The sequence below is a fragment of the Pantoea dispersa genome, from assembly GCF_035783935.1.
GTDB classification, from domain to species: domain Bacteria; phylum Pseudomonadota; class Gammaproteobacteria; order Enterobacterales; family Enterobacteriaceae; genus Pantoea; species Pantoea dispersa_C.
Window position 1 is genome coordinate 268,283 of sequence record NZ_JALKOV010000006.1, and the last position, 21,241, is coordinate 289,523.

Here is a 21,241-nt window from a genome sequence, read left to right on the forward strand (position 1 = left end):
GGTGCACGCTCCGGCGACACGTTATACCAGAGTTTTGAGACGGTAAATCCACTCCAGCGCCTGTTTGGGCGTCAGGCTGTCCGGATCAAGTGCTTCCAGCGCATCCACCGCCGGTGAGGTTTCCGCCACCAGCAGCGGCAGTTGTGCGCCTTCCACCGTTGAGCCGGCAGAACTGCCCGACAGCGCTTCCAGCTCTTTCAGCTTGTGGCGCGCACGTTTAATTACCTCTTTCGGCACACCGGCCAGCGCCGCCACGGCCAGACCGTAGCTTTTACTGGCTGCGCCATCCTGCACGCTGTGCATGAAGGCAATGGTGTCACCGTGTTCCACCGCATCCAGATGCACATTCACCACGCCTTCCATTTTCTCCGGCAGGGTAGTGAGCTCGAAGTAGTGGGTAGCAAACAGCGTCATGGCTTTGATGCGATTCGCCAGGCTTTCGGCACAGGCCCAGGCAAGTGACAGGCCGTCATAGGTTGACGTTCCGCGGCCGATCTCGTCCATCAGCACCAGGCTGTTTTCGGTGGCGTTATGCAGAATGTTGGCGGTCTCGGTCATCTCCACCATAAAGGTAGAGCGGCCGGAGGCGAGATCGTCGGCGGCACCGACGCGGGTAAAGATGCGATCGATCGGGCCGATCACCGTCTCTTCCGCCGGCACATAGCTGCCGATCCACGCCATCAGCGCAATCAGGGCCGTCTGCCGCATGTAGGTACTTTTACCGCCCATGTTGGGGCCGGTAATGATCAGCATGCGACGCTGCATCGAGAGCGACAGCGGGTTGGCAATGAACGGCTCTTTTAGCACCTGCTCCACCACCGGATGGCGACCGGCGGTGATGCGAATGCCGGCTTTCTCCTGCAGCACCGGGCGGCAGTAGTTGAGCGTCCAGGCGCGCTCGGCGAGGTTCGACAGCACATCCAGCTCAGCCAGCGCCGCGGCGCTCAGCTGCAGCGCTTCAAGGTGCGGTAACAGGCGATCGAACAGCTCGTCATACAGGCCCTTCTCCAGCGCCAGCGCTTTACCTTTTGAAGTCAGTACTTTGTCTTCGTACTCTTTCAGCTCGGGAATGATGTAGCGCTCAGCGTTTTTCAGCGTCTGACGGCGCACGTAATGGATGGGCACCAGATGGCTCTGTCCGCGGCTGACCTGTATGTAATAGCCGTGTACGGCGTTGAAGCCGACCTTAAGCGTATCCAGCCCCAGTTTCTCGCGTTCGCGGATCTCCAGGCGATCGAGATAGTCACTGGCACCGTCAGCCAGCGCGCGCCACTCATCCAGCTCGGCGTTATAGCCGGGCGCGATAACGCCGCCGTCGCGCACCAGCACCGGCGGCGATTCAATGATGGCGTTCTCAAGCAGTTCGCGCAATTCGCTGAAATCACCCATCCGATCGCGCAGCGCATTGAGATGGGGCGCGGCGACGCTCTCTAACAGAGCATTGAGCGCTGGCAACTGCTGGAAGGCATGACGCATGCGCGCCAGATCGCGCGGACGCGCAGTGCGCAGTGCCAGACGAGCCAGAATACGCTCCAGATCGCCCACCTGACGCAGCACCGGCTGCAGATCCTCACTGAGCGACTGCAATTCGGCAATCGATTCCTGGCGGCGCGTGATGGTCGCCACGTCGCGCAGCGGCATATGCAGCCAGCGCTTCAGCATGCGGCTGCCCATCGGCGTGACGGTTTTATCCAGCACCGCCGCGAGCGTATTTTCGCTGCCGCCTGCCAGATTCTGGGTGATCTCCAGATTGCGCCGGGTAGCCGCATCCATGATGACGCTGTCCTGCTGGCGCTCCATGCTTAGCGAACGGATATGCGGCAACGAAGTGCGCTGGGTATCTTTGACATATTGCAGCAGGCAGCCCGCCGCGCGCAGCGCCAGATGCGCCTGCTCGACGCCAAAGCCGCTGAGATCGCGCGTGCCAAACTGCAGGTTGAGCTGCTGGCGCGCGGTGTCGATTTCAAATTCCCACAGCGGACGGCGACGCAGGCCACGGCGCTGATCGATCAGCGTCATGGCCTGTAAATCCTCCGGATAGAGCAATTCTGCCGGATTGGTGCGCTGCAGTTCGGCCGCCATGGTTTCGACATCGTCCGGTTCGCAGAGGCGGAAACGACCGGAACTGATATCCAGCGTGGCATAGCCAAAACCGCGCTGGCTCTGGAAAATGGCCGCCAGCAGATTATCCTGGCGCTCCTGCAGCAACGCTTCATCGCTGATGGTGCCGGGCGTCACAATGCGCACCACTTTACGCTCAACCGGCCCTTTGCTCAGCGCCGGATCGCCAATCTGCTCGCAGATCGCCACCGATTCGCCCAGCTGAACCAGCTTCGCCAGGTAGCCTTCAACGGCATGATAGGGCACACCGGCCATCGGGATCGGTTCCCCGGCGGACGCGCCGCGTTTGGTCAGCGAGATTTCCAGCAGCTGCGAGGCGCGTTTAGCATCGTCATAAAACAGCTCGTAGAAATCGCCCATGCGATAAAACAGCAGGATGTCAGGATGATCGGCCTTCAGGCGCAGGTATTGCTGCATCATGGGGGTATGGCCACTGAAGTCCATTTGCTCTGCTCCTTTCATCTCATTCTCACTCAGGATTCACTCTTTTAATTACCGCTGGCTGGACAGTGACAGCCGGGATGGATGGTTATCACGCTGGCGGATAACGAAAGGGCAGATGTTAGCATTTTTGCGCAGCTCGCTTCATCCGCCAGCCGATGTTTCTGGCTGGCGACCATAACAAATTGCGTCAGGCGGGAAAAAACAAATTTTACGTGGCAGGGAAAACTGTGGAGCCAGCGCGCAAATTACGCGCCTTAACCACGGGCCGACGGGCTTGCCGCCACGGTGCAGGTTAGCGTCAGTTCGGTCAGCGTCACTTTCTCGCCTTCCCGCACGTCGGGCAGGCGATAAGGCAGCTGGCATCGTTCATCACGGTTGCTGCCCCAGCGCACCGTCAGAATCCCCTGTGGCTGATGCACGCGTGCGTAGAGCTGGCCGCCCTGGCCGGTACTGCCGACGCTGGCGCCGCTGGCATCCAGTACGTCGGCACCAAACGGCAGCGGCTTGCCGGCTATGCTGCCGTTAATCAGCAGCGGCAGGCCGCGCTGAGCGTTGAAGCTCACTTTTACCATGGCACCGGCCCAGGGAGCGACGCGCTGCTGCGTGTTGTTCAGCTCCAGATCTTCCGGCGCATTTTTAGTGTCGATGGCGATATCGTTGAGCTGATACGGATTGAGGTACGGCACGGCCGCATAGCCAAATCTATCGATTTCCACCCCCGGATAGCCGGACACGTTCGCACCGTGCGCACCTTTCGCCTCGACCAATGCGAAGGTTTCACCGCTGTAAGGCGACGGCGTCACGCCGCCGCTGTGTACCAGTAGCGTGCCGCTGGCACCCGCTGACAGGCTCCGGTAACCGTTGCCCTGGGCCGCGCTGGCATTCAGGCTGCTCCACGGTGCACGGTACTGACCGTTGAGCGAGCCGCTGTCGCCGTTACGCACGTCGTGGCTGCCGGTAACGCTATAGCCAAACTGATTGTCGGCACCCAGATTGCCGGAAACCGACGCCTGCTGGCTATTGCCGCCCTGACTATCACGGTTCCAGTCGAGGCGCATGTAAGGCTGATGCGCGCTGTCGTCGCTTCCCAGCGGGAAGCTCAGCGAAAACAGCCACGTATCCTGCTGCATGCCCTGACGATTGCGCGAGCGGCCAGCGCTGATGCCCCAGGTAACTGAGCGATAGCGGTTGCTGTAACCCAGCTGATACTGCACATCGCTACCGTGATTGTTCCAGTAGTTTTGCACCGAACCGCTGACATAAAACTGCCCCCACGCGGGTGGTAATGTCTGTGAAGCGGTGAGCGTGGCGCGATTTTTTACCCGGCTAAAGCCACTGGCATCGGCACCCTGCAGGACCGCTTCGCGTGACTGGATGGCGGTCATGAAATCCATAAAGCCGCTGGTGGAAAAGCGGTAGGTGGCCAGCGAAATATTGCTGCCGGTGTCGGTAATGGTTTTGTTCCAGCTCAGGCGGTAGCTTTGCCCACTCATGCTGTCGCCATCCTTGCTCAGATGGGCACGCGCCTGCGTTACGTCGGCCGCGACAGCGCCAATCGGTGTGGATACCGCACCGCCGAACAGCAGCGCATAGTAATTCTGGCTAAGCTGCATGCCGCTATAGACGGTGAGGGCGTTGGTCAGACCATGCTGGATAGTGCCCTGATACAGCGCGGGACGTCCGGCGACAAAATCACTGCGCAGCCGCCCTCCGGTCAGCGAGTAGCGCGACGTACCGGGACGCAGCAGCTGCGCGACTGAAGCATAAGGCACGCTGAAGCGCTGCACGCTGCCGTCCGCTTCGGTTACGGTCACCTCCAGATCGCCGCCATAGCCGGTGGGATAGAGATCGTTAATTAGAAATTCACCGGGTGAAACCGTGGTTTCATAAATGACCTGGCCGGCCTGACGCACGGTGACGCGGGCGTTGGTGCGTGCGATGCCGCGAATATCGGGCGCATAGCCACGCTGTGAAGCGGGCAGCATGCGTTCATCGGTGGCCAGCTCAACGCCGGTAAACGGCAGGGTATCAAACACTACGCCGGAGGTAGCCGATTCACCGGCCAGCAGACGCGCGCGCAGCGGCGTAATGTCGCGCTGCATATAGCTGTTCAGCGCGCTATAGCGCGCACCCGTCGCGCTGCCCTGATTAAACACGCCGTTGTGGCGAAAGTACCAGCCGGCGACGTTAAAGCCGGCGTTAACCTGTGCATACAGCGAGTTTTCGTTGCCGTAGCGCGTGGTGTTTTGCCAGGCATTGAGGCTATAGCCGAGCAGGCCGCCGTTAATACCGCGATCCCAGCGCGACGGACTGACTTCACCAAAGGCATGATTATCCAGATAACGCTGCGGTACGGAGATATCCAGACGTTGCTCACTGCTGTTAAAACGCACGCGCGCATCCGGCATCAGCGCCGCCAGGTCGGTACAGGCGGCGGGCTGAGCCAGCGCCTGACGCATAGCGGCAGAGAGCTGCGACTCGCGGAAGGTGATCAGCGCCAGCAGGTCCGGCGATAAACAGGGCGTGACGCGCTGGCCTTGCTGCTGCAGCTCCACGTCTTCGCTGGCAATGAAGCTGTCATTGAGATAAACGGTTGCCGGATAGCGTCCTGGCGTCGCGCTGGCCCCGTCGGCAAAACGCGACAGATCATAGTGCTGACCGCCAAAGCTATTCAGAAAGGCCGGATCAAATTGTACGTGGGTGGCGACGTCTCTTTCCGCTTCCGCGCCCGCCACGGCGGGAAGCAGAAAGCCTGTGCATAACAACAATCTTTTGACGGCGGCGGAGGGCCGCGCTGCTTTTAATAATTGATTTTTAGTGGCCATAACAGACTTGTTTATGCAGGTTCAGACCGATCGTCAGTCAATAACGGCTTCGCTGGAGACGATGGCGCCGTAATCATTCACCCAATCAGCCACAAGGGTTTTGCCGCTCGCCGCGCCCGCCAGCCTGAAGCTGGCATGACTCTGCGGCGCGACCATCTCTGCACTGACTGCGGGTGCATTGCTCGCTTTTACGCGCACCGAGACCAGCGAAACGTGCCAGGGTGAGGCGTTGGTGGCCGTGACTTCGCCGTTATGCAGCGTCCAGCGCAGGGATTTGGCGGCTTCCGCTGGCGTGCCTGGCAGTCCGGTCGGCCGGAAAAACAGCTTGATGCGCGTGCGGAAGGCCATCTGCAAAAAGTTGTTATTGCTGGCATCTGCTGGTTTCGATGGTATTTCCAGCACGTTTAGCCAGAACACGCTTTCACGATCCGCCGGTAGCGGCTGGCCGGTATAGCTGATGCGCAGCGTTTGCCCCTGTTTCGGCTCGATGCGGTTAATCGGCGGCGTCAAAACAAAGGGCACCTGCAGCGTTTGCGGGTTGGCATTCATATCGCCCTTGTCCAGCCAGCTCTGCACCAGCACTGGCGCGGTTCCTTCATTACTCAGCTGAACGGTGACGCTCTTCTCTTTTTGCGGATAAATAACCCGCGTACCGTTAATTACAATTCCTGCCTGCGCACCGCCGGACAGCAGGGCAAGCAGAGTCAATAAAAGCGCGGACACGGCCGCGCGCCCGGTGTTGCAACGCATGGAAGCTCCAGAAAGAAAGGGGGCAGCATCAGCCCCCGAAAAATTATTTGTACTGAATGGAGTAGGTGACGTTGCTCACCACGGTGCCGGCCGTCGCGGCGTTAGTCGCGTAGTAACGTACGGCGTAGGGCAGGGTGTTTTTACCGCTGGAGATATCCACGTACTGGGTGTTGGTCATCTGGTTGCTGTTACCTACATCAATCGGTGCCTGAGTGGTGCTTGAGCCATCCAGCAGCTGCAGCTGTACGTTGGTGGCGCTGCCGGTGGTGTTTTTCAGACGGCCGCTGGTCATGTCGACGCTCGGACCGGCTTCAAAAAAGGCGGACGCGGTCTGCAGCGTGCCCTTACAGTTAGTCAGCGTCATGAGGAACTTCGTCGTACCACCGGTTTCACCCGCTTTCTGGAAAGCGCTGGTGCTCAGCGTTGGCAGCACGACAGTCGAGCTTGGGCCTTTGCCGTCGACGGAGACGTCGCAGGTAGACGCGGTCAGTTCACCGTTGAAGGTAATGGTGCCCGAAGAGGCGGCCTGTGCACCTGATACGGCAGCCATCGCGACCAGAGCGGAAAGAAGCGTTAATTTTTTCATTTTTACTATCCATATGCGTGTTATGAGGGGAGCGGAATGCCTGCGTGCAGGTGAGCACTCCGGGACGAAGCGTCCTTTCTTTGCTGAAGGTACCTAAGGCACCGACACTGGCGCGTCCGGTATCTCCGGCACGGGGATATATTCAGTCAGCGTGAAGATGAGAAAAATCAGACGGGATGTTTCGACTTGTAAGTTGCGGACTACAAAATGATCAAAAATTGAACCCGGTGTATGGGGGCGTAAATTTACGACATTGCTCTGTAAGTCGCTTCGTTGAACGATTACCATGAGCACTCGTGTTTCATCTGGCTTATGGATATCCGATGCGTTTTAAGGTTGCTCTTCTTCCGCTTATTTGTTTGCTTGCTGCCTGCAGCAGTAAGCCTGCACCCCAGCAGCAATCCGCCGTTGTGCCTGCACCAAAAGGCGGCTTTTTACTGGAGCCTTCTCACGCCATTCAGCCGATGTTTGGCGACTTTGCCGGTAATCCGGCGGCGGAACAATTTATCGATCAGATGGTGGCGAAGCACGGTTTCAACCGCGATCAGCTGCATGCGGTCATTGGCCAGGCGAAGCGACTGGATTACGTGCTGCGCCTGATGGATCAGCAGGCGCCGAGCTATACGCCGCCGAGCGGGCCGAACGGTGCGTGGATTCGCTATCGCAATAAATTCATCACCCCGGATAACGTGCAGAACGGCGTCGCCTTCTGGAATCAGTATCAGGATGCGCTGCAGCGCGCCCAGCAGGTATATGGCGTACCGCCGGAGATCATCGTCGGAATTATCGGGGTGGAAACGCGCTGGGGCCGGGTGATGGGTAAAACCCGTCTGCTCGATGCGCTGGCCACGCTGTCGTTTAGCTATCCACGTCGTGCCGCTTATTTCAGCAGCGAGCTGGAAACCTTCCTGCTGATGGCGCGCACCGAACAGGACGATCCGCTGGATCTGCGCGGCTCTTTCGCCGGTGCCATGGGTTACGGCCAGTTTATGCCGTCCTCCTATAAGCAGTATGCGGTCGATTTTAACGGCGACGGCCATATCAACCTGTGGGATCCGGTCGATGCCATCGGCAGCGTTGCCAACTATTTCAAAGCTCACGGCTGGCGTAGCGGTGAAAATGTCGCGGTGCCCGCCAGCGGTCAGGCGCCGGCGCTGGATAACGGTTTCAAAACCTCTTATCCGGTCAGCACACTGGCGGCCAGCGGCCTGGCACCGCAGGGTTCGCTGGACGGCAATAGCCAGGTCAGCCTGCTGCGGCTGGACCTCGGTACCAGCTATCAATACTGGTACGGTCTGCCCAATTTCTACGTAATTACGCGCTACAACCACAGCACGCACTATGCCATGGCGGTGTGGCAGTTGGGGCAGGCGGTCGCTCAGGCGCGTCAGGGCAATATGCTTTAATGCTGTCCTTATAAAGTATGAGGGTATAAGATGGCGCCCGTTTTGCGGTGCCTTCTTTACCGCATACCGATCTCTGAGGAACCTGTATGACGACTTTACCTGCCTGCCCGGCATGCCAGGCAGATTACACCTGGCAGGATGGTGAAAACCTGAACTGCCCTTCCTGCGGCCATATCTGGTCCGCCAGCGCGGACGACAGCAGCGAAGGGCTGGTGGTGCGCGATGCCAACGGTAACCTGCTGGCAGATGGCGATAGCGTAACGGTAGTGAAAGATCTCAAGGTGAAAGGCAGCTCTTCCACCCTGAAAATCGGCACCAAAGTAAAAAGCATTCGTCTGGTCGAAGGTGACCACAATATCGATTGCAAAATTGACGGCTTTGGTCCGATGAAACTCAAATCTGAGTTTGTGAAAAAGAACTAATTGCAGGACGGCCATGTGCCGTCCTGTTGCTTTCCCCCTTCTGGTTGGGCTGGTAACCACAGCCTCGCCAGCGCGATATCGCCGCGCCCGAACCTGCTGTTCTGATTCCGCTGTGCCACTCACACTTTTCCGGCAACCGCACTTTTCTCTTCGCGCCTCGCGCAGCAAAACAGGTAGTGTGTGACTCTTCCACACCGACAGGAGCGTTGCTATGCAAGACTGGAATCCCCAGCTGTATCGTCAGTTTGAATCTGAGCGTACGCGTCCGGCACAGGAGCTGCTGGCGCGTATTCCCGTCCACGAGGTGCACTTTGCTACCGACCTGGGATGTGGCCCGGGCAACAGCACGGAACTACTGGCGCAGGCGTGGCCGCAGGCGCACATCACCGGCATCGACAGCTCTGAGGCGATGCTGGAACAGGCGCAGCAACGTCTGCCGGACTGCGATTTTTGTCAGGCCGATATCCGCAGCTGGCAGCCTGAGCAGCCACAGCAGGTCATTTATGCCAATGCATCGCTGCAATGGTTAACCGATCACGAAACCTTGTTGCCGCATCTGGTAAACCAGCTGGCTCCGGGCGGGGCGCTGGCGGTGCAAATGCCGGATAACCTGCAGGAGCCGTCGCATCGTCTGATGCGAGAGGTGGCCGCCAGTACGCGCTGGCAGGCGCATATTTCGCCTCAGGCGGCAGAACGTAAACGCCTGCTGAGCAGCGATCGCTACTATGATTTATTATGCGATGCGGGCTGTCAGGTCGATATCTGGCGCACCACTTACTATCATCCGATGGCGGATGCGCAGGCGATCATCACCTGGCTGCGTGCCACCGGGTTGCGTCCGTTCCTTGCCGCGCTGGATGAGGCGCAGCAGGCTGACTTTTTACACGATTACCATCAGGCGTTGCTGACCGCCTACCCGACGCGCAGCAACGGGCAGGTTTTGCTGGCCTTCCCGCGTTTATTTATGGTGGCGGTGAAAACGCGCTGACCCTACCGGAACGCAGCACGCAAAATGCGACGGCGGCGGTTGAAAAGGGCTTGTCGCCGCACCATTTACTGCTAACGTGAAGCGCCACAACAGGAGAAGGCGATGAACGACGAACAACTTCAGCAGCTTAGTCGTCGTATTGGCGAACAGCTCAGGCGTCGTCAGGCGACGGTAACGGCGGCGGAGTCCTGCACCGGCGGCTGGATTGCCAAAGTGTTTACTGATATCAGCGGCAGTTCGGCCTGGTTTGAACGCGGCTTCGTCACCTACAGCAATGAGGCCAAGCAGCAGATGGTCGGCGTGCAGGCGGCGACGCTGGCGCAGCACGGTGCCGTCAGCGAGCAAACGGTACGCGAAATGGTGACCGGCGCCTGTGCGGCGGCCGGCGCTGGCTACGGTATTGCGGTGAGCGGCATCGCCGGACCGGATGGCGGCACGGCAGAGAAGCCGGTCGGCACCGTCTGGTTTGCGCTGGCGGGTCCGGAGGGCCGCGTGCTGGCGCAGCGGCAGCAATTTGCCGGCGATCGCGATGCCGTCCGGCGTCAGTCGGTCAGCTGGGCGCTGCAGGCGCTGCTGGATGAATTTCTGACAAATTAAACTTGATACTGTATGACTATACAGTATAATTAGCGGCAACAGAACGAGCAGGCATACACGGTGCCCGCTCACCCGGCATGATTAGGAGTGGAAATGGCGATTGACGAGAACAAACAGAAGGCTTTAGCTGCCGCGCTGGGCCAGATTGAGAAACAATTTGGTAAAGGCTCCATCATGCGCCTGGGTGAAGACCGCTCGATGGATGTTGAAACCATCTCTACCGGCTCCCTGTCGCTGGACATCGCGCTGGGCGCGGGTGGCCTGCCAATGGGCCGTATCGTTGAGATCTACGGACCTGAGTCCTCCGGTAAAACCACGCTGACCCTGCAGGTCATTGCTGCCGCGCAGCGTAAAGGCAAAACCTGTGCCTTTATCGATGCCGAGCACGCGCTGGATCCGGTATACGCCAAGAAACTGGGCGTCGACATTGATAATCTGCTGTGTTCGCAGCCGGATACCGGTGAGCAGGCGCTGGAGATCTGTGATGCGCTGGCCCGTTCTGGTGCGGTAGACGTGATCATCGTTGACTCCGTGGCGGCGCTGACGCCGAAAGCGGAAATCGAAGGTGAAATCGGTGATTCGCACATGGGTCTGGCTGCGCGTATGATGAGCCAGGCGATGCGTAAGCTGGCCGGTAACCTCAAGCAGTCCAATACGCTGCTGATTTTCATCAACCAGATTCGTATGAAGATTGGTGTGATGTTCGGTAACCCGGAAACCACCACCGGTGGTAACGCGCTGAAATTCTACGCTTCCGTACGTCTCGATATTCGCCGTATCGGTGCCATCAAAGAGGGCGACGAAGTGGTGGGGAGCGAAACCCGCGTTAAAGTGGTGAAGAACAAAGTGGCGGCACCGTTTAAGCAGGCTGAATTCCAGATCATGTACGGTGAAGGCATCAATACCTTCGGTGAGCTGGTTGACCTCGGCGTGAAACACAAGCTGGTGGAAAAAGCCGGTGCGTGGTACAGCTACAACGGCGATAAAATCGGCCAGGGTAAAGCGAACGCCACCAACTTCCTTAAAGAGAACCCGGCGATTGCCAATGAGCTCGACGTTAAGCTGCGTGACATGTTGCTGACCGGTGCAACGGCGGAAGCTGCGACAGCGGATAGCGCGGCTGACAAATACGAAGAAGCCAGCGAAACCAACGAAGATTTCTAAAATACCCACGGGAGCAGCGATGCTCCCGTTTTGCTATTTCCCGCCCGAGCTTTTCCTCTCTGCCTTCTTGCTTTACCCTGCGCAACAGTCTCAACAAGGTAATCCTATGTCATCAACGTCACCTCAGGCTCCGGAGCCAACCTTTTCCCGTGTGCTCGATCGAGCCATGCGTATCTTGTCGCAGCGCGACCATAGCCGCGACGAGCTGAAACGCAAACTGCAGCTAAACAACCAGCGTGCAGCCTGGCTACAGCAACAGGAGAGCCAGCCGATACCGGAAGCGCTGCTGGAGAAAGTGCTCGACTGGTGTCAGGAGAATGGCTGGCTCAACGACCAGCGTTTTACCGAACGCTTTATTCAAAGCCGGGCGCGCAAGGGTTATGGTCCGCAGCGGGTGCGCATGGAGCTGCAGCAGAAAGGCATCGACCGCGATGAGATCAATCAGGCGTTGTTTGACAGCGAGGTTGACTGGAGCCAGTGCGCAGCCGAGGTCGCTAAACGCAAATTTGGCGAACCGCTGCCGCAGAGCTGGGCCGAAAAGAGCAAAGTTCAGCGTTTTCTCATGTCGAAAGGCTTTATGATGGAAGACATTCAGGCGATTTTCAGAAATATTGACGACTGAAAGGCGATGGGATTTTACTTCCCATTGAAGAAAATTTATCTTATTCCCACTTTTTGTTCCTCAGTCAGTGGCGGGCCGGGCGCATGCGGTTTGCCAGCGAAAGGGAACGTTCGTTAGCGTGATTCCAGGAATTTTATGAGCAAGAGCACTGCTGAGATCCGTCAAGCGTTTCTCGACTTTTTTCATAGCAAGGGACATCAGGTTGTAGCCAGCAGCTCCCTCGTACCAAACAACGATCCGACGTTACTGTTTACCAACGCCGGCATGGTGCAATTTAAAGACGTTTTCCTCGGTCAGGACAAGCGAGACTATTCGCGTGCCACCACGTCGCAGCGCTGCGTGCGTGCCGGTGGTAAGCACAATGACCTGGAAAACGTCGGCTACACCGCGCGTCACCACACCTTCTTTGAAATGCTGGGTAACTTCAGCTTTGGCGACTACTTCAAGAAAGAAGCCATCGCTTACGCCTGGGAACTGCTGACGGGTGAGCAGTGGTTTAAGCTGCCGAAAGAGCGTCTGTGGGTCACCGTATACGAAACCGACGACGAAGCCTTTGAAATCTGGGCTAATGACATTGGCGTACCGCGCGAACGTATTATCCGCATTGGCGACAATAAAGGCGGTGCATACGCCTCCGATAACTTCTGGCAGATGGGTGATACCGGCCCATGTGGTCCGTGCACCGAAATCTTCTACGATCACGGCGACCACATCTGGGGCGGTCCTCCGGGCAGCCCGGAAGAAGATGGCGATCGCTATATCGAAATCTGGAATATCGTGTTCATGCAGTTCAACCGTCAGGCCGACGGCACCATGCAGCCGCTGCCGAAACCGTCGGTGGATACCGGCATGGGCCTTGAGCGTATTGCCGCGGTGCTGCAGCATGTGAACTCCAACTATGAAATCGATCTGTTCGCGAAGCTGATTAACGCAGTAGCGCAGGTGACCGGTGCCAGCGATCTGAATAACAAATCACTGCGCGTGATCGCCGACCACATCCGTTCATGTGCCTTCCTGATTGCCGATGGTGTCATCCCGTCGAATGAAAACCGTGGCTATGTGCTGCGTCGCATCATTCGCCGCGCGGTGCGTCACGGCAACATGCTGGGCGCCAAAGAAGCATTCTTCTACAAACTGGTGGCACCGCTGATCGAGGTGATGGGCGCGGCAGGTGAAGACCTCAAGCGTCAGCAGAAGCACGTTGAGAACGCGCTGAAAAACGAAGAAGAGCAGTTTGCCAAAACGCTGGAGCGTGGTCTGGCGCTGCTGGATGACGAGCTGGCGAAGCTGAAAGGCGATACCCTCGACGGCGAAACGGTCTTCCGTCTGTATGACACCTTCGGCTTCCCGGCGGACCTGACTGCTGACGTGTGCCGTGAGCGCAACCTGAAGATTGACGAAGCCGGCTTTGAAGCGGCGATGGAGCAGCAGCGTCAGCGCGCGCGCGAGGCCAGCGGCTTCGGCACCGATTACAACACGGTTATCCGCTTTGATACGCCAACTAACTTTAAAGGTTACGACCACCTCGCGCTGGAGGCCACGGTGCAGGCGCTGTTCGTGGATGGCCAGCAGGTTGAGCAGGTTGCTGCCGGTCAGGATGCGGTGGTCATTCTGGATCAGACGCCGTTCTACGGTGAGTCCGGCGGGCAGGTGGGCGATACCGGCACTCTGACCGGGCAAAATGCTGAATTTAGCGTGCAGGATACGCAAAAATATGGCAAAGCCTTCGGTCATATCGGTAAGCTAAGCCACGGTCAGCTGCGCGTTGGCGATCGTCTGCAGGCGCAGGTTGATGAAGTGCGTCGTTCGCGCATCATTCTTAACCACTCTGCGACGCATCTGATGCACGAGGCGCTGCGTGAGGTGCTGGGCGATCATGTTGGCCAGAAAGGTTCGCTTAACAACGATAAGTATCTGCGTTTTGACTTCTCACACGGCGAAGCCATGAAGCCGCAGCAAATTCGTGCGGTTGAGGATATCGTTAACGCCCAGATTCGCCGTAACCTGGCCATCACTACTAACGTGATGGACCTGGAAGAGGCAAAAGCGCTCGGTGCCACGGCGCTGTTCGGTGAGAAGTACGATCAGCGAGTGCGCGTGGTCAGCATGGGCGAGTACTCCATTGAGCTGTGCGGCGGTACGCACGCGGCCCGCACCGGTGATATCGGCCTGTTCCGTATCCAGGGCGAATCCGGTACGGCGGCGGGCATTCGCCGTATCGAAGCGGTGACCGGTGAAGCGGCAATTGCGCAGTTGCATGCGCAGAGCGATCAGCTGAGCGACATTGCTCAGGTGGTAAAAGCCAACCACAGCAATCTGAATGAGAAAGTGCGCGGGCTGGTGGAAAATGTGCGTGCGCTGGAGAAAGAACTTCAACAGCTGCGCGATCAGCAAGCGGCGCAGGAGAGCGCCTCACTGAGTAGCAAGGCGGTTGAGGTGAAGGGCGCGAAACTGCTGGTGAGCGAACTCAGCAATGTCGATCCTAAAATGCTGCGTACCATGGTGGACGATCTGAAAAATCAGCTTGGTTCAGCCATCATCGTACTGGCAACCGTTGCCGACGGTAAGGTGTCGCTGATTGCTGGTGTGACCAAAGATCTGACCGATCGTGTGAAGGCCGGCGAGCTGATTGGCGAACTGGCCGCGCAGGTGGGGGGTAAAGGCGGCGGGCGCCCAGATCTGGCGCAGGCTGGCGGAACCGACACCCAGGCACTTTCTGGCGCGCTGGCTGGCGTACCTGAGTGGGTGAGTAACCGGCTGTAACGAAATAAAATTAAGCATCGTGAGGAGCGCCAGGAACATCTGTTCCGGCGCTTTTTAACGCGGTGTGCACCAGGTAATGACAAAGTCCGGTTGATGTAGTGTATTTCGGCTAAACTAACTATCAGCAGAATGTATTGGCATGGCAGAACACAATGGTGTATTTGTCATAGGCATTGTTCAGCGTTATATGATGGATATGGCCGGGAGACCGAACAGGCCCGACTCTTTTAATCTTTCAAGGAGCAAAGAATGCTTATTCTAACTCGTCGAGTTGGTGAAACCCTCATGATTGGTGATGAGGTAACTGTAACGGTGCTGGGTGTTAAGGGTAACCAGGTCCGCATAGGCGTCAACGCGCCAAAAGAAGTGTCGGTGCACCGTGAAGAGATCTATCAGCGTATTCAGGCTGAAAAAACACAGCCTACATCATCTCAATAACGTCTTCAGTGCCTCGCTATGTGGCGAGGCGCTACCGCTTCTCTCCCTCCTGTGGTTGTTTTTATCCGTTCACGCTTTCCTGTTTTTTCCATTCATTATGTTGGCTGTCGCACGCTTTTACTGTTGATAAATCACTCTTTTTGTCGGCAAAATACGCGGATTGCACGTCATTTGCGCAATCAAACCTGAATCGGTAAAAAGTCGGGAAAAATTGTTTGACTTATAAGTCCGGGAAAGTAATATGTGCGCCACGCAGTGCCGATGAGCGGAAACAAAGTTCAAAAGCACGGTTCGCAAGAACGCGTAAGGTGAGGTGGCCGAGAGGCTGAAGGCGCTCCCCTGCTAAGGGAGTATGCGGTCAAAAGCTGCATCCGGGGTTCGAATCCCCGCCTCACCGCCATTTTCCGATGCATCCATAGCTCAGCTGGATAGAGTACTCGGCTACGAACCGAGCGGTCGGAGGTTCGAATCCTCCTGGATGCACCATTTTCGGATATGGTATTGACTTCAGAGTAGTAAGAGTGAACGAGCAGTTCCTTCCATGGTGAGTTGTTAGCACCCTGCGTTGTACAAGAATCATTTAATGCATCCATAGCTCAGCTGGATAGAGTACTCGGCTACGAACCGAGCGGTCGGAGGTTCGAATCCTCCTGGATGCACCATTCTTTGTATCATTCCCAGGTTGATTTCAGTTAGTCCATCGTAAGAAAATCTCTCAATGCATCCATAGCTCAGCTGGATAGAGTACTCGGCTACGAACCGAGCGGTCGGAGGTTCGAATCCTCCTGGATGCACCATCTTCTGCAAGATGGAAAGTGCCTCAGTGTGTCATGATGCGATAAACGTTCAGGACGTACTAAGGAGGATAACGTTGCTTCAGCAACGGCCCGTAGGGTGAGGCGCAAGCCGAATAATCCTCCTAGATGCACCATTCTCTATGTTATTCTCAAGTCTGTTCAGTTAGTCCATTGTAAGAAAATCCCTCAATGCATCCATAGCTCAGCTGGATAGAGTACTCGGCTACGAACCGAGCGGTCGGAGGTTCGAATCCTCCTGGATGCACCATCTTCTCCGCGATAGAAAGTGCCTCAGTGTGTCATGATGCGATAAACGTTCAGGACGTACTAAGGAGGATAACGTTGCTTCAGCAACGGCCCGCAGGGTGAGGCGCCAGCCGAATAATCCTCCTGGATGCACCATCAAATAAACAAGCAAACTGCCTTTGTGCGCTGTTCCGCTTCATTCCTGATCCGATTCAACATCTGCATTCCGAAAGATTTTCTCGCGCGCCCTCCTCATCAAAAAATCACTGCATTAACCGCCATTTATCGCCGGTCGCGCGCTCTGACCTTATTCTGAAAACGAAAATTGCTAATGCTTTCAAAGCATTTGCGGTTAAGCCTGCCTGGCGACAACCTGAGCGCATTACGCTAAAGTAATGGCTCATTTTGTGGTGTTAATGGAGTCACAATGTACGACCACTATGACGCCCTGATTTTCGATATGGACGGCACCATTCTTGATACCGAGCCGACACATCGAAAAGCCTGGCAACAGGTGCTGAGCCGCTATGGTTTCACCATGGACGAGGAAAAGATGGTGGCATTTAACGGGGCACCTACCTGGCAACTGGCCCGTTATATTCTGGAACAGAATCAGGCGCAGCACGATCCGCATCAGCTAGCGGCAGAGAAAACAGCGGCATTGAAAGCGATGCTGCTGGAAGACGTGCGTCCGCTGCCGCTGATGCAGGTGGTCAAAGCCTATCACGGCCGCCGTCCGATGGCGGTTGGCACCGGCAGCGAACACAGCTTAGCCAAAGCGCTGCTGGAAGCGCTCAACGTTTACCATCTGTTTGATGCGGTGGTGGGCGCGGACGATGTTCAGCGTCATAAGCCGCAGCCTGATACCTTCTTACGCTGTGCAGAGCTGATGGGCGTTGCGCCTGCGCGCTGCGTGGTATTCGAGGATGCTGACTTTGGCGTGCAGGCGGCTAAAGCGGCGGGCATGGACGTGGTTGATGTCCGTTTACTGTGAATGAATTTCTGACGTATGGATCGTTATTCGGCAGCAGCTTCCTGAGTGCAACGCTGCTTCCGGGCAGTTCAGAAGCGCTGCTGATTGCGTTATTGATCGCCCAGAAAGGGTCGGTCTATGGATTGTTACTGGCTGCATCAGTGGGAAACACGCTGGGCGGTCTGACCAACATTCTTCTTGGTCGCCTGATGCCAGAAACCCGGCAGGGGCGATGGCACGACACAGCAATGACGTGGCTACAACGATGGGGACCCGCAGCGCTGCTGTTTAGCTGGCTGCCAGTAGTGGGCGATTTACTCTGCGTGCTAGCAGGGTGGTTGCGTTTCTCCTGGCTGCCCTGCGTGCTGTTTCTCGCTGTGGGTAAAACGCTGCGTTATATCGTTATCGCGATCGCCACATTGCAAGGTATGCAATGGTGGCATTGATTCGCACAGATTCGAGGCTACGGTTAACATTATGCTGAACAAAAATAAATTATTCACACAGCGGGAGGTTAATGTGATCCCGGACGTATCAAAAGCGCTCTCCTGGCTGGAAGCGCATCCCGACGCGTTAAAGGGTATCGGCCGTGGCATTGAACGTGAAACATTACGCGTCCAGCCCAATGGTCATCTGGCTACCACTGGCCACCCTGAGTCGCTGGGTTCAGCGCTGAAGCACGATTGGATTACCACCGATTTTGCTGAAACGCTGCTGGAATTTATCACCCCGGTCGACCAAAACATCGATCGTTCTCTGGCGTTTCTGCGCGACATTCATCGTCACGTGGCGCGCGAACTGGGCGACGAGCGCATGTGGCCGTTCAGTATGCCGGGCTATGTTGAGGATGTGGACAACATTGAGCTGGCGCAGTACGGCAGCTCCAACATCGGCAAAATGAAAACCCTGTATCGTCAGGGGCTGAAGAATCGCTACAGCGCGCTGATGCAGATTATTTCCGGCGTGCACTACAACTTCTCGCTGCCGCTGTCGTTCTGGCAGGAGTGGGCTGATGTTAAAGATGCTGAAAGCGGCAAAGAGACCATTTCGGCGGGCTATCTGCGCCTGATTCGCAACTACTATCGCTACGGCTGGGTGATTCCTTACCTGTTTGGCGCCTCGCCGGCGATCTGCTCCTCGTTCCTGCAAGGGCGGGAAAGCAAGCTGCCGTTCGAAACCAACGGTGATGGCACCCTGTGGCTGCCGTACGCCACGTCGCTGCGCCTGAGCGACCTGGGCTACACCAATAAGTCCCAGAGCGGGTTGGGTATTACTTTCAACTCGCTGGAAGGGTATGTCGCTGCGCTGAAAGCGGCGATCAAAACGCCGTCTGCCGAATATGCGGCGATGGGCGTCAAAGATGCCGAAGGTAACTGGCTGCAGCTCAATACCAACGTGCTGCAGATTGAGAACGAACTGTACGCGCCGATTCGTCCGAAACGCGTTACCCGTTCTGGTGAGGCGCCGTCTGATGCGCTGCTGCGCGGCGGCATTGAGTATATTGAAGTGCGTTCGCTGGACATCAACCCGTTCTCCGCCATCGGTGTGGATGCCGATCAGGCGCGCTTCCTCGATCTGTTCCTGATCTGGTGTACGCTGGCCGATGCGCCGGAAATGAACGCCGATGAGCTGCTGTGCAGTCGTAAGAACTGGAACCGCGTGGTGCTGGAAGGGCGCAAGCCGGGTCAGGTAATTGGCGTAGGCTGCAGTGATACGGAACATCTGCTGGTTGATGTCGGCAAAGCGCTGTTTGCCGATCTGCGCCGGGTGGCGGAAGTGCTGGATAGCAACGACGGCAGCACGCAATATCAACAGGTTTGCGATCAACTGGTGGCGTCGTTTGACGATCCTGAGCTAACCTATTCGGCGCGCATCCTGCATGCTATCAAAGAACAGGGTTTGACCGGTGCGGGCGTAGCGCTGGCGGAGCAATATCGTCATCTGCTGTGCGAAGAGCCGCTGGAAATTCTCACGGAAGCAGACTTCAGCCGTCAGGCGCAGGAGTCGGTGCTGAAACAGCAGCAGCTGGAGCAGAGTGATACACTGGATTTTGCCAGCTATCTGGCGGGTCGCGAAGGCTAGAAAAGAAAATGGCCACATCACTGTGGCCTAAATTAACATCTCTGTTGTCAGGGATGATGATAACAAATGCGCGTCTTTCATATATTCAGACGTTGGGCGAACAGAAAAGTTTCATCGTTTTAAAAAAATTCTCAAAACAGGAGGTGACGTATGCCACTACTGGATAGTTTTACTGTTGATCACACCATCATGGGCGCGCCAGCGGTACGCGTGGCGAAGACCATGAACACTCCGCATGGCGATACCATCACCGTTTTCGATCTGCGTTTCTGCCGTCCGAACATCGACATCCTGACCGAGCGCGGCATCCATACGCTGGAGCACCTGTTTGCGGGCTTCATGCGTAACCACCTCAACGGTGACGGCGTAGAAATCGTCGATATCTCACCGATGGGTTGCCGCACCGGCTTCTACATGAGCCTGATTGGTACGCCAGACGAGCAGCGCGTGGCAAAAGCGTGGAAAGGCGCGATGGAAGATGTGCTGAAGGTCAAAGATCAGAACCAGATTCCGGAACTGAACGAATACCAGTGCGGCAGCTACAAGCTGCACTCGCTGGATGAAGCGCAGCAGATTGCGCGCAACGTGCTGGCGCACGACATTGGCGTCAACCGTAACGAAGATCTGAAGCTGCCGGCTGAAAAGCTGAAAGAGCTGCAACTCTAGTTGCCGCTTGAGCCATAAAAAACGCCGCGATTATCGCGGCGTTTTGTTTTTATCGTCTCAGGAACCGATGGACGCTTTCAGCGGCTGATGTGGCGTGATGCGCACCTGCTTCACCATGTTGTCCTGCACATCAAGAATATCAATGTCGTAATGGCCAACCTGCACGCGCGTGTCCATTTGCGGGATCTCTTCCAGCGCTTCCAGCAGCATACCGTTGATGGTACGGGCTGCCTCTTCCGGCAGCGTCCAGTTGAACGCCTTATTGATTTCCCGCACGTTGGCGCTGCCTTCAATCAGCACCGAGCCGTCGTTTTGTGGCATCACTTCTTCGGCCAGCGACGGTGACATGGAGGTGGTAAAGTCGCCGACGATCTCTTCCAGAATATCTTCGATAGTAACCAGTCCTTTGATATCGCCGTACTCATCGATCACCAGCCCCACTTTCTTCTTATTGCGCTGAAATTTAACCAGCTGCACGTTAAGAGGCGTACCTTCCGGCACGTAGTAGATCTCATCGGCCGCGCGCAGCAGGCGCTCTTTATTGAACTCTTTTTTCTCGGTCATCATGCGCCAGGCTTCGCGCACGCGCAGCATCCCGACGCTATCGTCCAGTGAGTCGCGGAACAGCACAATACGGCCGTGCGGTGAGTTGCTGAGCTGACGCTCGATCGACTTCCACTCATCGTTGATATTGATGCCGACGATCTCATTGCGCGGCACCATGATGTCATCGACGTTGACCTTTTCCAGATCCAGCACCGACAGCAGCATGTCCTGATTGCGGCGCGACATCAGCGAACGTGATTCATACACGATGGTGCGCAGCTCTTCTTTGCTCAGGGCGGAGTTAATCGACCCTTCGGTCTTAATGCCCACCATGCGCATCAGAATGCGGGTAATGGTATTGAGCAGCCACACCAGCGGCAGCATCACGTACTGCAGCGGCGTCAGCAAAAAGCTGCTGGGATAGGCGACTTTTTCCGGATAGAGCGCCGCAACGGTTTTGGGCAGCACTTCGGCAAACACCAGCACCACGAAGGTCAGCACGCCGGTGGCGATGGCCACCCCGGCATCGCCGTACAGGCGCATACCGACAATGGTGCCGAGCGCCGAGGCGAGAATATTCACGAGGTTGTTGCCGATCAGCACCAGGCTAATCAGACGGTCGGGGCGACGCAGCAGTTTCTCAACGCGACGCGCGCTGCGGTTGCCGCTTTTGGCTTTGTGGCGCAGTTTGTAGCGGTTGAGCGTCATCATGCCGGTCTCGGAACCCGAGAAGTAGGCCGAGACCAGCACCATGACGATCAGCGTGATAATGAGCGTGGTGGTTGAAACATGTTCCAACGCAAAA

The 21,241-nt window shown here is 56.9% G+C and carries 17 protein-coding genes and 5 tRNA genes; 17 read left to right on the plus strand and 5 right to left on the minus strand.

From position 1 onward, the window contains the following. Positions 1-21: 21 nt before the first annotated feature. The 4 genes from mutS to MXF20_RS13925 form a co-directional block, all read right to left on the minus strand. On the minus strand, positions 22-2,565 hold the full coding sequence (gene mutS, locus MXF20_RS13910; protein ID WP_325969861.1) for a DNA mismatch repair protein MutS: 2,544 nt from the start codon (positions 2,563-2,565) through the stop codon (positions 22-24). A gap of 254 nt (positions 2,566-2,819) precedes the next feature. Then, a complete protein-coding gene (locus MXF20_RS13915; protein ID WP_325969862.1) occupies positions 2,820-5,333 on the minus strand; it encodes a fimbria/pilus outer membrane usher protein in 2,514 nt (837 codons plus the stop codon). 90 nt (positions 5,334-5,423) lie between these two features. Beyond that, positions 5,424-6,140 (minus strand): fimbria/pilus periplasmic chaperone, encoded by a 717-nt coding sequence (locus MXF20_RS13920; protein WP_325969863.1) that lies wholly within the window; start codon positions 6,138-6,140, stop codon positions 5,424-5,426. A 43-nt stretch (positions 6,141-6,183) separates the two neighbouring features. After that, positions 6,184-6,726, minus strand: coding sequence for a fimbrial protein (locus tag MXF20_RS13925; RefSeq protein ID WP_325969866.1), 543 nt, complete (start codon positions 6,724-6,726; stop codon positions 6,184-6,186). A gap of 323 nt (positions 6,727-7,049) precedes the next feature. Between MXF20_RS13925 and mltB the strand changes: the two genes are divergently transcribed. From mltB to luxS, 17 genes are all read left to right on the plus strand, one after another. Beyond that, on the plus strand, positions 7,050-8,132 hold the full coding sequence (gene mltB / locus MXF20_RS13930; RefSeq protein WP_125311006.1) for a lytic murein transglycosylase B: 1,083 nt from the start codon (positions 7,050-7,052) through the stop codon (positions 8,130-8,132). A gap of 86 nt (positions 8,133-8,218) precedes the next feature. Next, positions 8,219-8,554, plus strand: coding sequence for a zinc ribbon domain-containing protein YjdM (locus tag MXF20_RS13935; protein WP_125311004.1), 336 nt, complete (start codon positions 8,219-8,221; stop codon positions 8,552-8,554). 211 nt (positions 8,555-8,765) lie between these two features. Continuing rightward, complete coding sequence (tam, locus tag MXF20_RS13940; protein ID WP_325969871.1) at positions 8,766-9,542, plus strand: trans-aconitate 2-methyltransferase; 777 nt, start codon at positions 8,766-8,768, stop codon at positions 9,540-9,542. Positions 9,543-9,644: 102 nt separating this feature from the next. Beyond that, positions 9,645-10,139 (plus strand): nicotinamide-nucleotide amidase, encoded by a 495-nt coding sequence (gene pncC / locus MXF20_RS13945; RefSeq protein WP_325969873.1) that lies wholly within the window; start codon positions 9,645-9,647, stop codon positions 10,137-10,139. A gap of 93 nt (positions 10,140-10,232) precedes the next feature. Next, the gene (gene recA / locus MXF20_RS13950; RefSeq protein ID WP_021507334.1) at positions 10,233-11,303 is read left to right on the plus strand and encodes a recombinase RecA; all 1,071 of its coding nucleotides are present in this window, start codon (positions 10,233-10,235) and stop codon (positions 11,301-11,303) included. 106 nt (positions 11,304-11,409) lie between these two features. After that, entirely contained in the window at positions 11,410-11,925 is a 516-nt protein-coding gene (locus MXF20_RS13955) for a regulatory protein RecX (protein WP_325969874.1), read from the plus strand. A 135-nt stretch (positions 11,926-12,060) separates the two neighbouring features. Continuing rightward, the gene (alaS, locus tag MXF20_RS13960) at positions 12,061-14,688 is read left to right on the plus strand and encodes an alanine--tRNA ligase (RefSeq protein ID WP_325969876.1); all 2,628 of its coding nucleotides are present in this window, start codon (positions 12,061-12,063) and stop codon (positions 14,686-14,688) included. Between the two features lie 249 nt (positions 14,689-14,937). Beyond that, the gene (csrA, locus tag MXF20_RS13965) at positions 14,938-15,126 is read left to right on the plus strand and encodes a carbon storage regulator CsrA (protein ID WP_238561598.1); all 189 of its coding nucleotides are present in this window, start codon (positions 14,938-14,940) and stop codon (positions 15,124-15,126) included. A 307-nt stretch (positions 15,127-15,433) separates the two neighbouring features. Beyond that, positions 15,434-15,526, plus strand: a tRNA-Ser gene (locus MXF20_RS13970). A gap of 9 nt (positions 15,527-15,535) precedes the next feature. Beyond that, a tRNA-Arg gene (locus tag MXF20_RS13975) sits at positions 15,536-15,612 on the plus strand. 99 nt (positions 15,613-15,711) lie between these two features. Further along, positions 15,712-15,788 (plus strand) — tRNA-Arg (locus MXF20_RS13980). 58 nt (positions 15,789-15,846) lie between these two features. Then, a tRNA-Arg gene (locus MXF20_RS13985) sits at positions 15,847-15,923 on the plus strand. A 191-nt stretch (positions 15,924-16,114) separates the two neighbouring features. Beyond that, a tRNA-Arg gene (locus MXF20_RS13990) sits at positions 16,115-16,191 on the plus strand. 405 nt (positions 16,192-16,596) lie between these two features. Next, the gene (gene yqaB / locus MXF20_RS13995; protein WP_088517868.1) at positions 16,597-17,163 is read left to right on the plus strand and encodes a fructose-1-phosphate/6-phosphogluconate phosphatase; all 567 of its coding nucleotides are present in this window, start codon (positions 16,597-16,599) and stop codon (positions 17,161-17,163) included. Next, positions 17,160-17,588, plus strand: a complete 429-nt coding sequence (locus tag MXF20_RS14000) for a YqaA family protein (RefSeq protein WP_325969879.1) — start codon at positions 17,160-17,162, stop codon at positions 17,586-17,588. The genes yqaB and MXF20_RS14000 overlap by 4 nt, the downstream gene beginning before the upstream one ends. A 31-nt stretch (positions 17,589-17,619) precedes the next feature. Further along, entirely contained in the window at positions 17,620-19,224 is a 1,605-nt protein-coding gene (gene gshA, locus MXF20_RS14005; protein WP_152390531.1) for a glutamate--cysteine ligase, read from the plus strand. A 150-nt stretch (positions 19,225-19,374) separates the two neighbouring features. After that, positions 19,375-19,890, plus strand: coding sequence for an S-ribosylhomocysteine lyase (luxS, locus tag MXF20_RS14010; RefSeq protein WP_010617126.1), 516 nt, complete (start codon positions 19,375-19,377; stop codon positions 19,888-19,890). Between the two features lie 57 nt (positions 19,891-19,947). Here the strand turns inward: luxS and MXF20_RS14015 are convergent, their stop codons facing one another. After that, positions 19,948-21,234, minus strand: coding sequence for an HlyC/CorC family transporter (locus tag MXF20_RS14015; RefSeq protein ID WP_238561601.1), 1,287 nt, complete (start codon positions 21,232-21,234; stop codon positions 19,948-19,950). Positions 21,235-21,241: the final 7 nt, after the last annotated feature.

Coding starts and splice junctions, on each gene's coding strand:
- mutS (WP_325969861.1), bottom strand. CDS start 2,565: ATGGACTTCAGTGGCCATACCCCCATGATGCAGCAATACCTGCGCCTG.
- gshA (WP_152390531.1), top strand. CDS start 17,620: ATGCTGAACAAAAATAAATTATTCACACAGCGGGAGGTTAATGTGATC.
- MXF20_RS13955 (WP_325969874.1), top strand. CDS start 11,410: ATGTCATCAACGTCACCTCAGGCTCCGGAGCCAACCTTTTCCCGTGTG.
- csrA (WP_238561598.1), top strand. CDS start 14,938: ATGCTTATTCTAACTCGTCGAGTTGGTGAAACCCTCATGATTGGTGAT.
- tam (WP_325969871.1), top strand. CDS start 8,766: ATGCAAGACTGGAATCCCCAGCTGTATCGTCAGTTTGAATCTGAGCGT.
- pncC (WP_325969873.1), top strand. CDS start 9,645: ATGAACGACGAACAACTTCAGCAGCTTAGTCGTCGTATTGGCGAACAG.
- MXF20_RS13925 (WP_325969866.1), bottom strand. CDS start 6,726: ATGAAAAAATTAACGCTTCTTTCCGCTCTGGTCGCGATGGCTGCCGTA.
- luxS (WP_010617126.1), top strand. CDS start 19,375: ATGCCACTACTGGATAGTTTTACTGTTGATCACACCATCATGGGCGCG.
- alaS (WP_325969876.1), top strand. CDS start 12,061: ATGAGCAAGAGCACTGCTGAGATCCGTCAAGCGTTTCTCGACTTTTTT.
- mltB (WP_125311006.1), top strand. CDS start 7,050: ATGCGTTTTAAGGTTGCTCTTCTTCCGCTTATTTGTTTGCTTGCTGCC.
- yqaB (WP_088517868.1), top strand. CDS start 16,597: ATGTACGACCACTATGACGCCCTGATTTTCGATATGGACGGCACCATT.
- MXF20_RS13920 (WP_325969863.1), bottom strand. CDS start 6,140: ATGCGTTGCAACACCGGGCGCGCGGCCGTGTCCGCGCTTTTATTGACT.
- recA (WP_021507334.1), top strand. CDS start 10,233: ATGGCGATTGACGAGAACAAACAGAAGGCTTTAGCTGCCGCGCTGGGC.
- MXF20_RS13935 (WP_125311004.1), top strand. CDS start 8,219: ATGACGACTTTACCTGCCTGCCCGGCATGCCAGGCAGATTACACCTGG.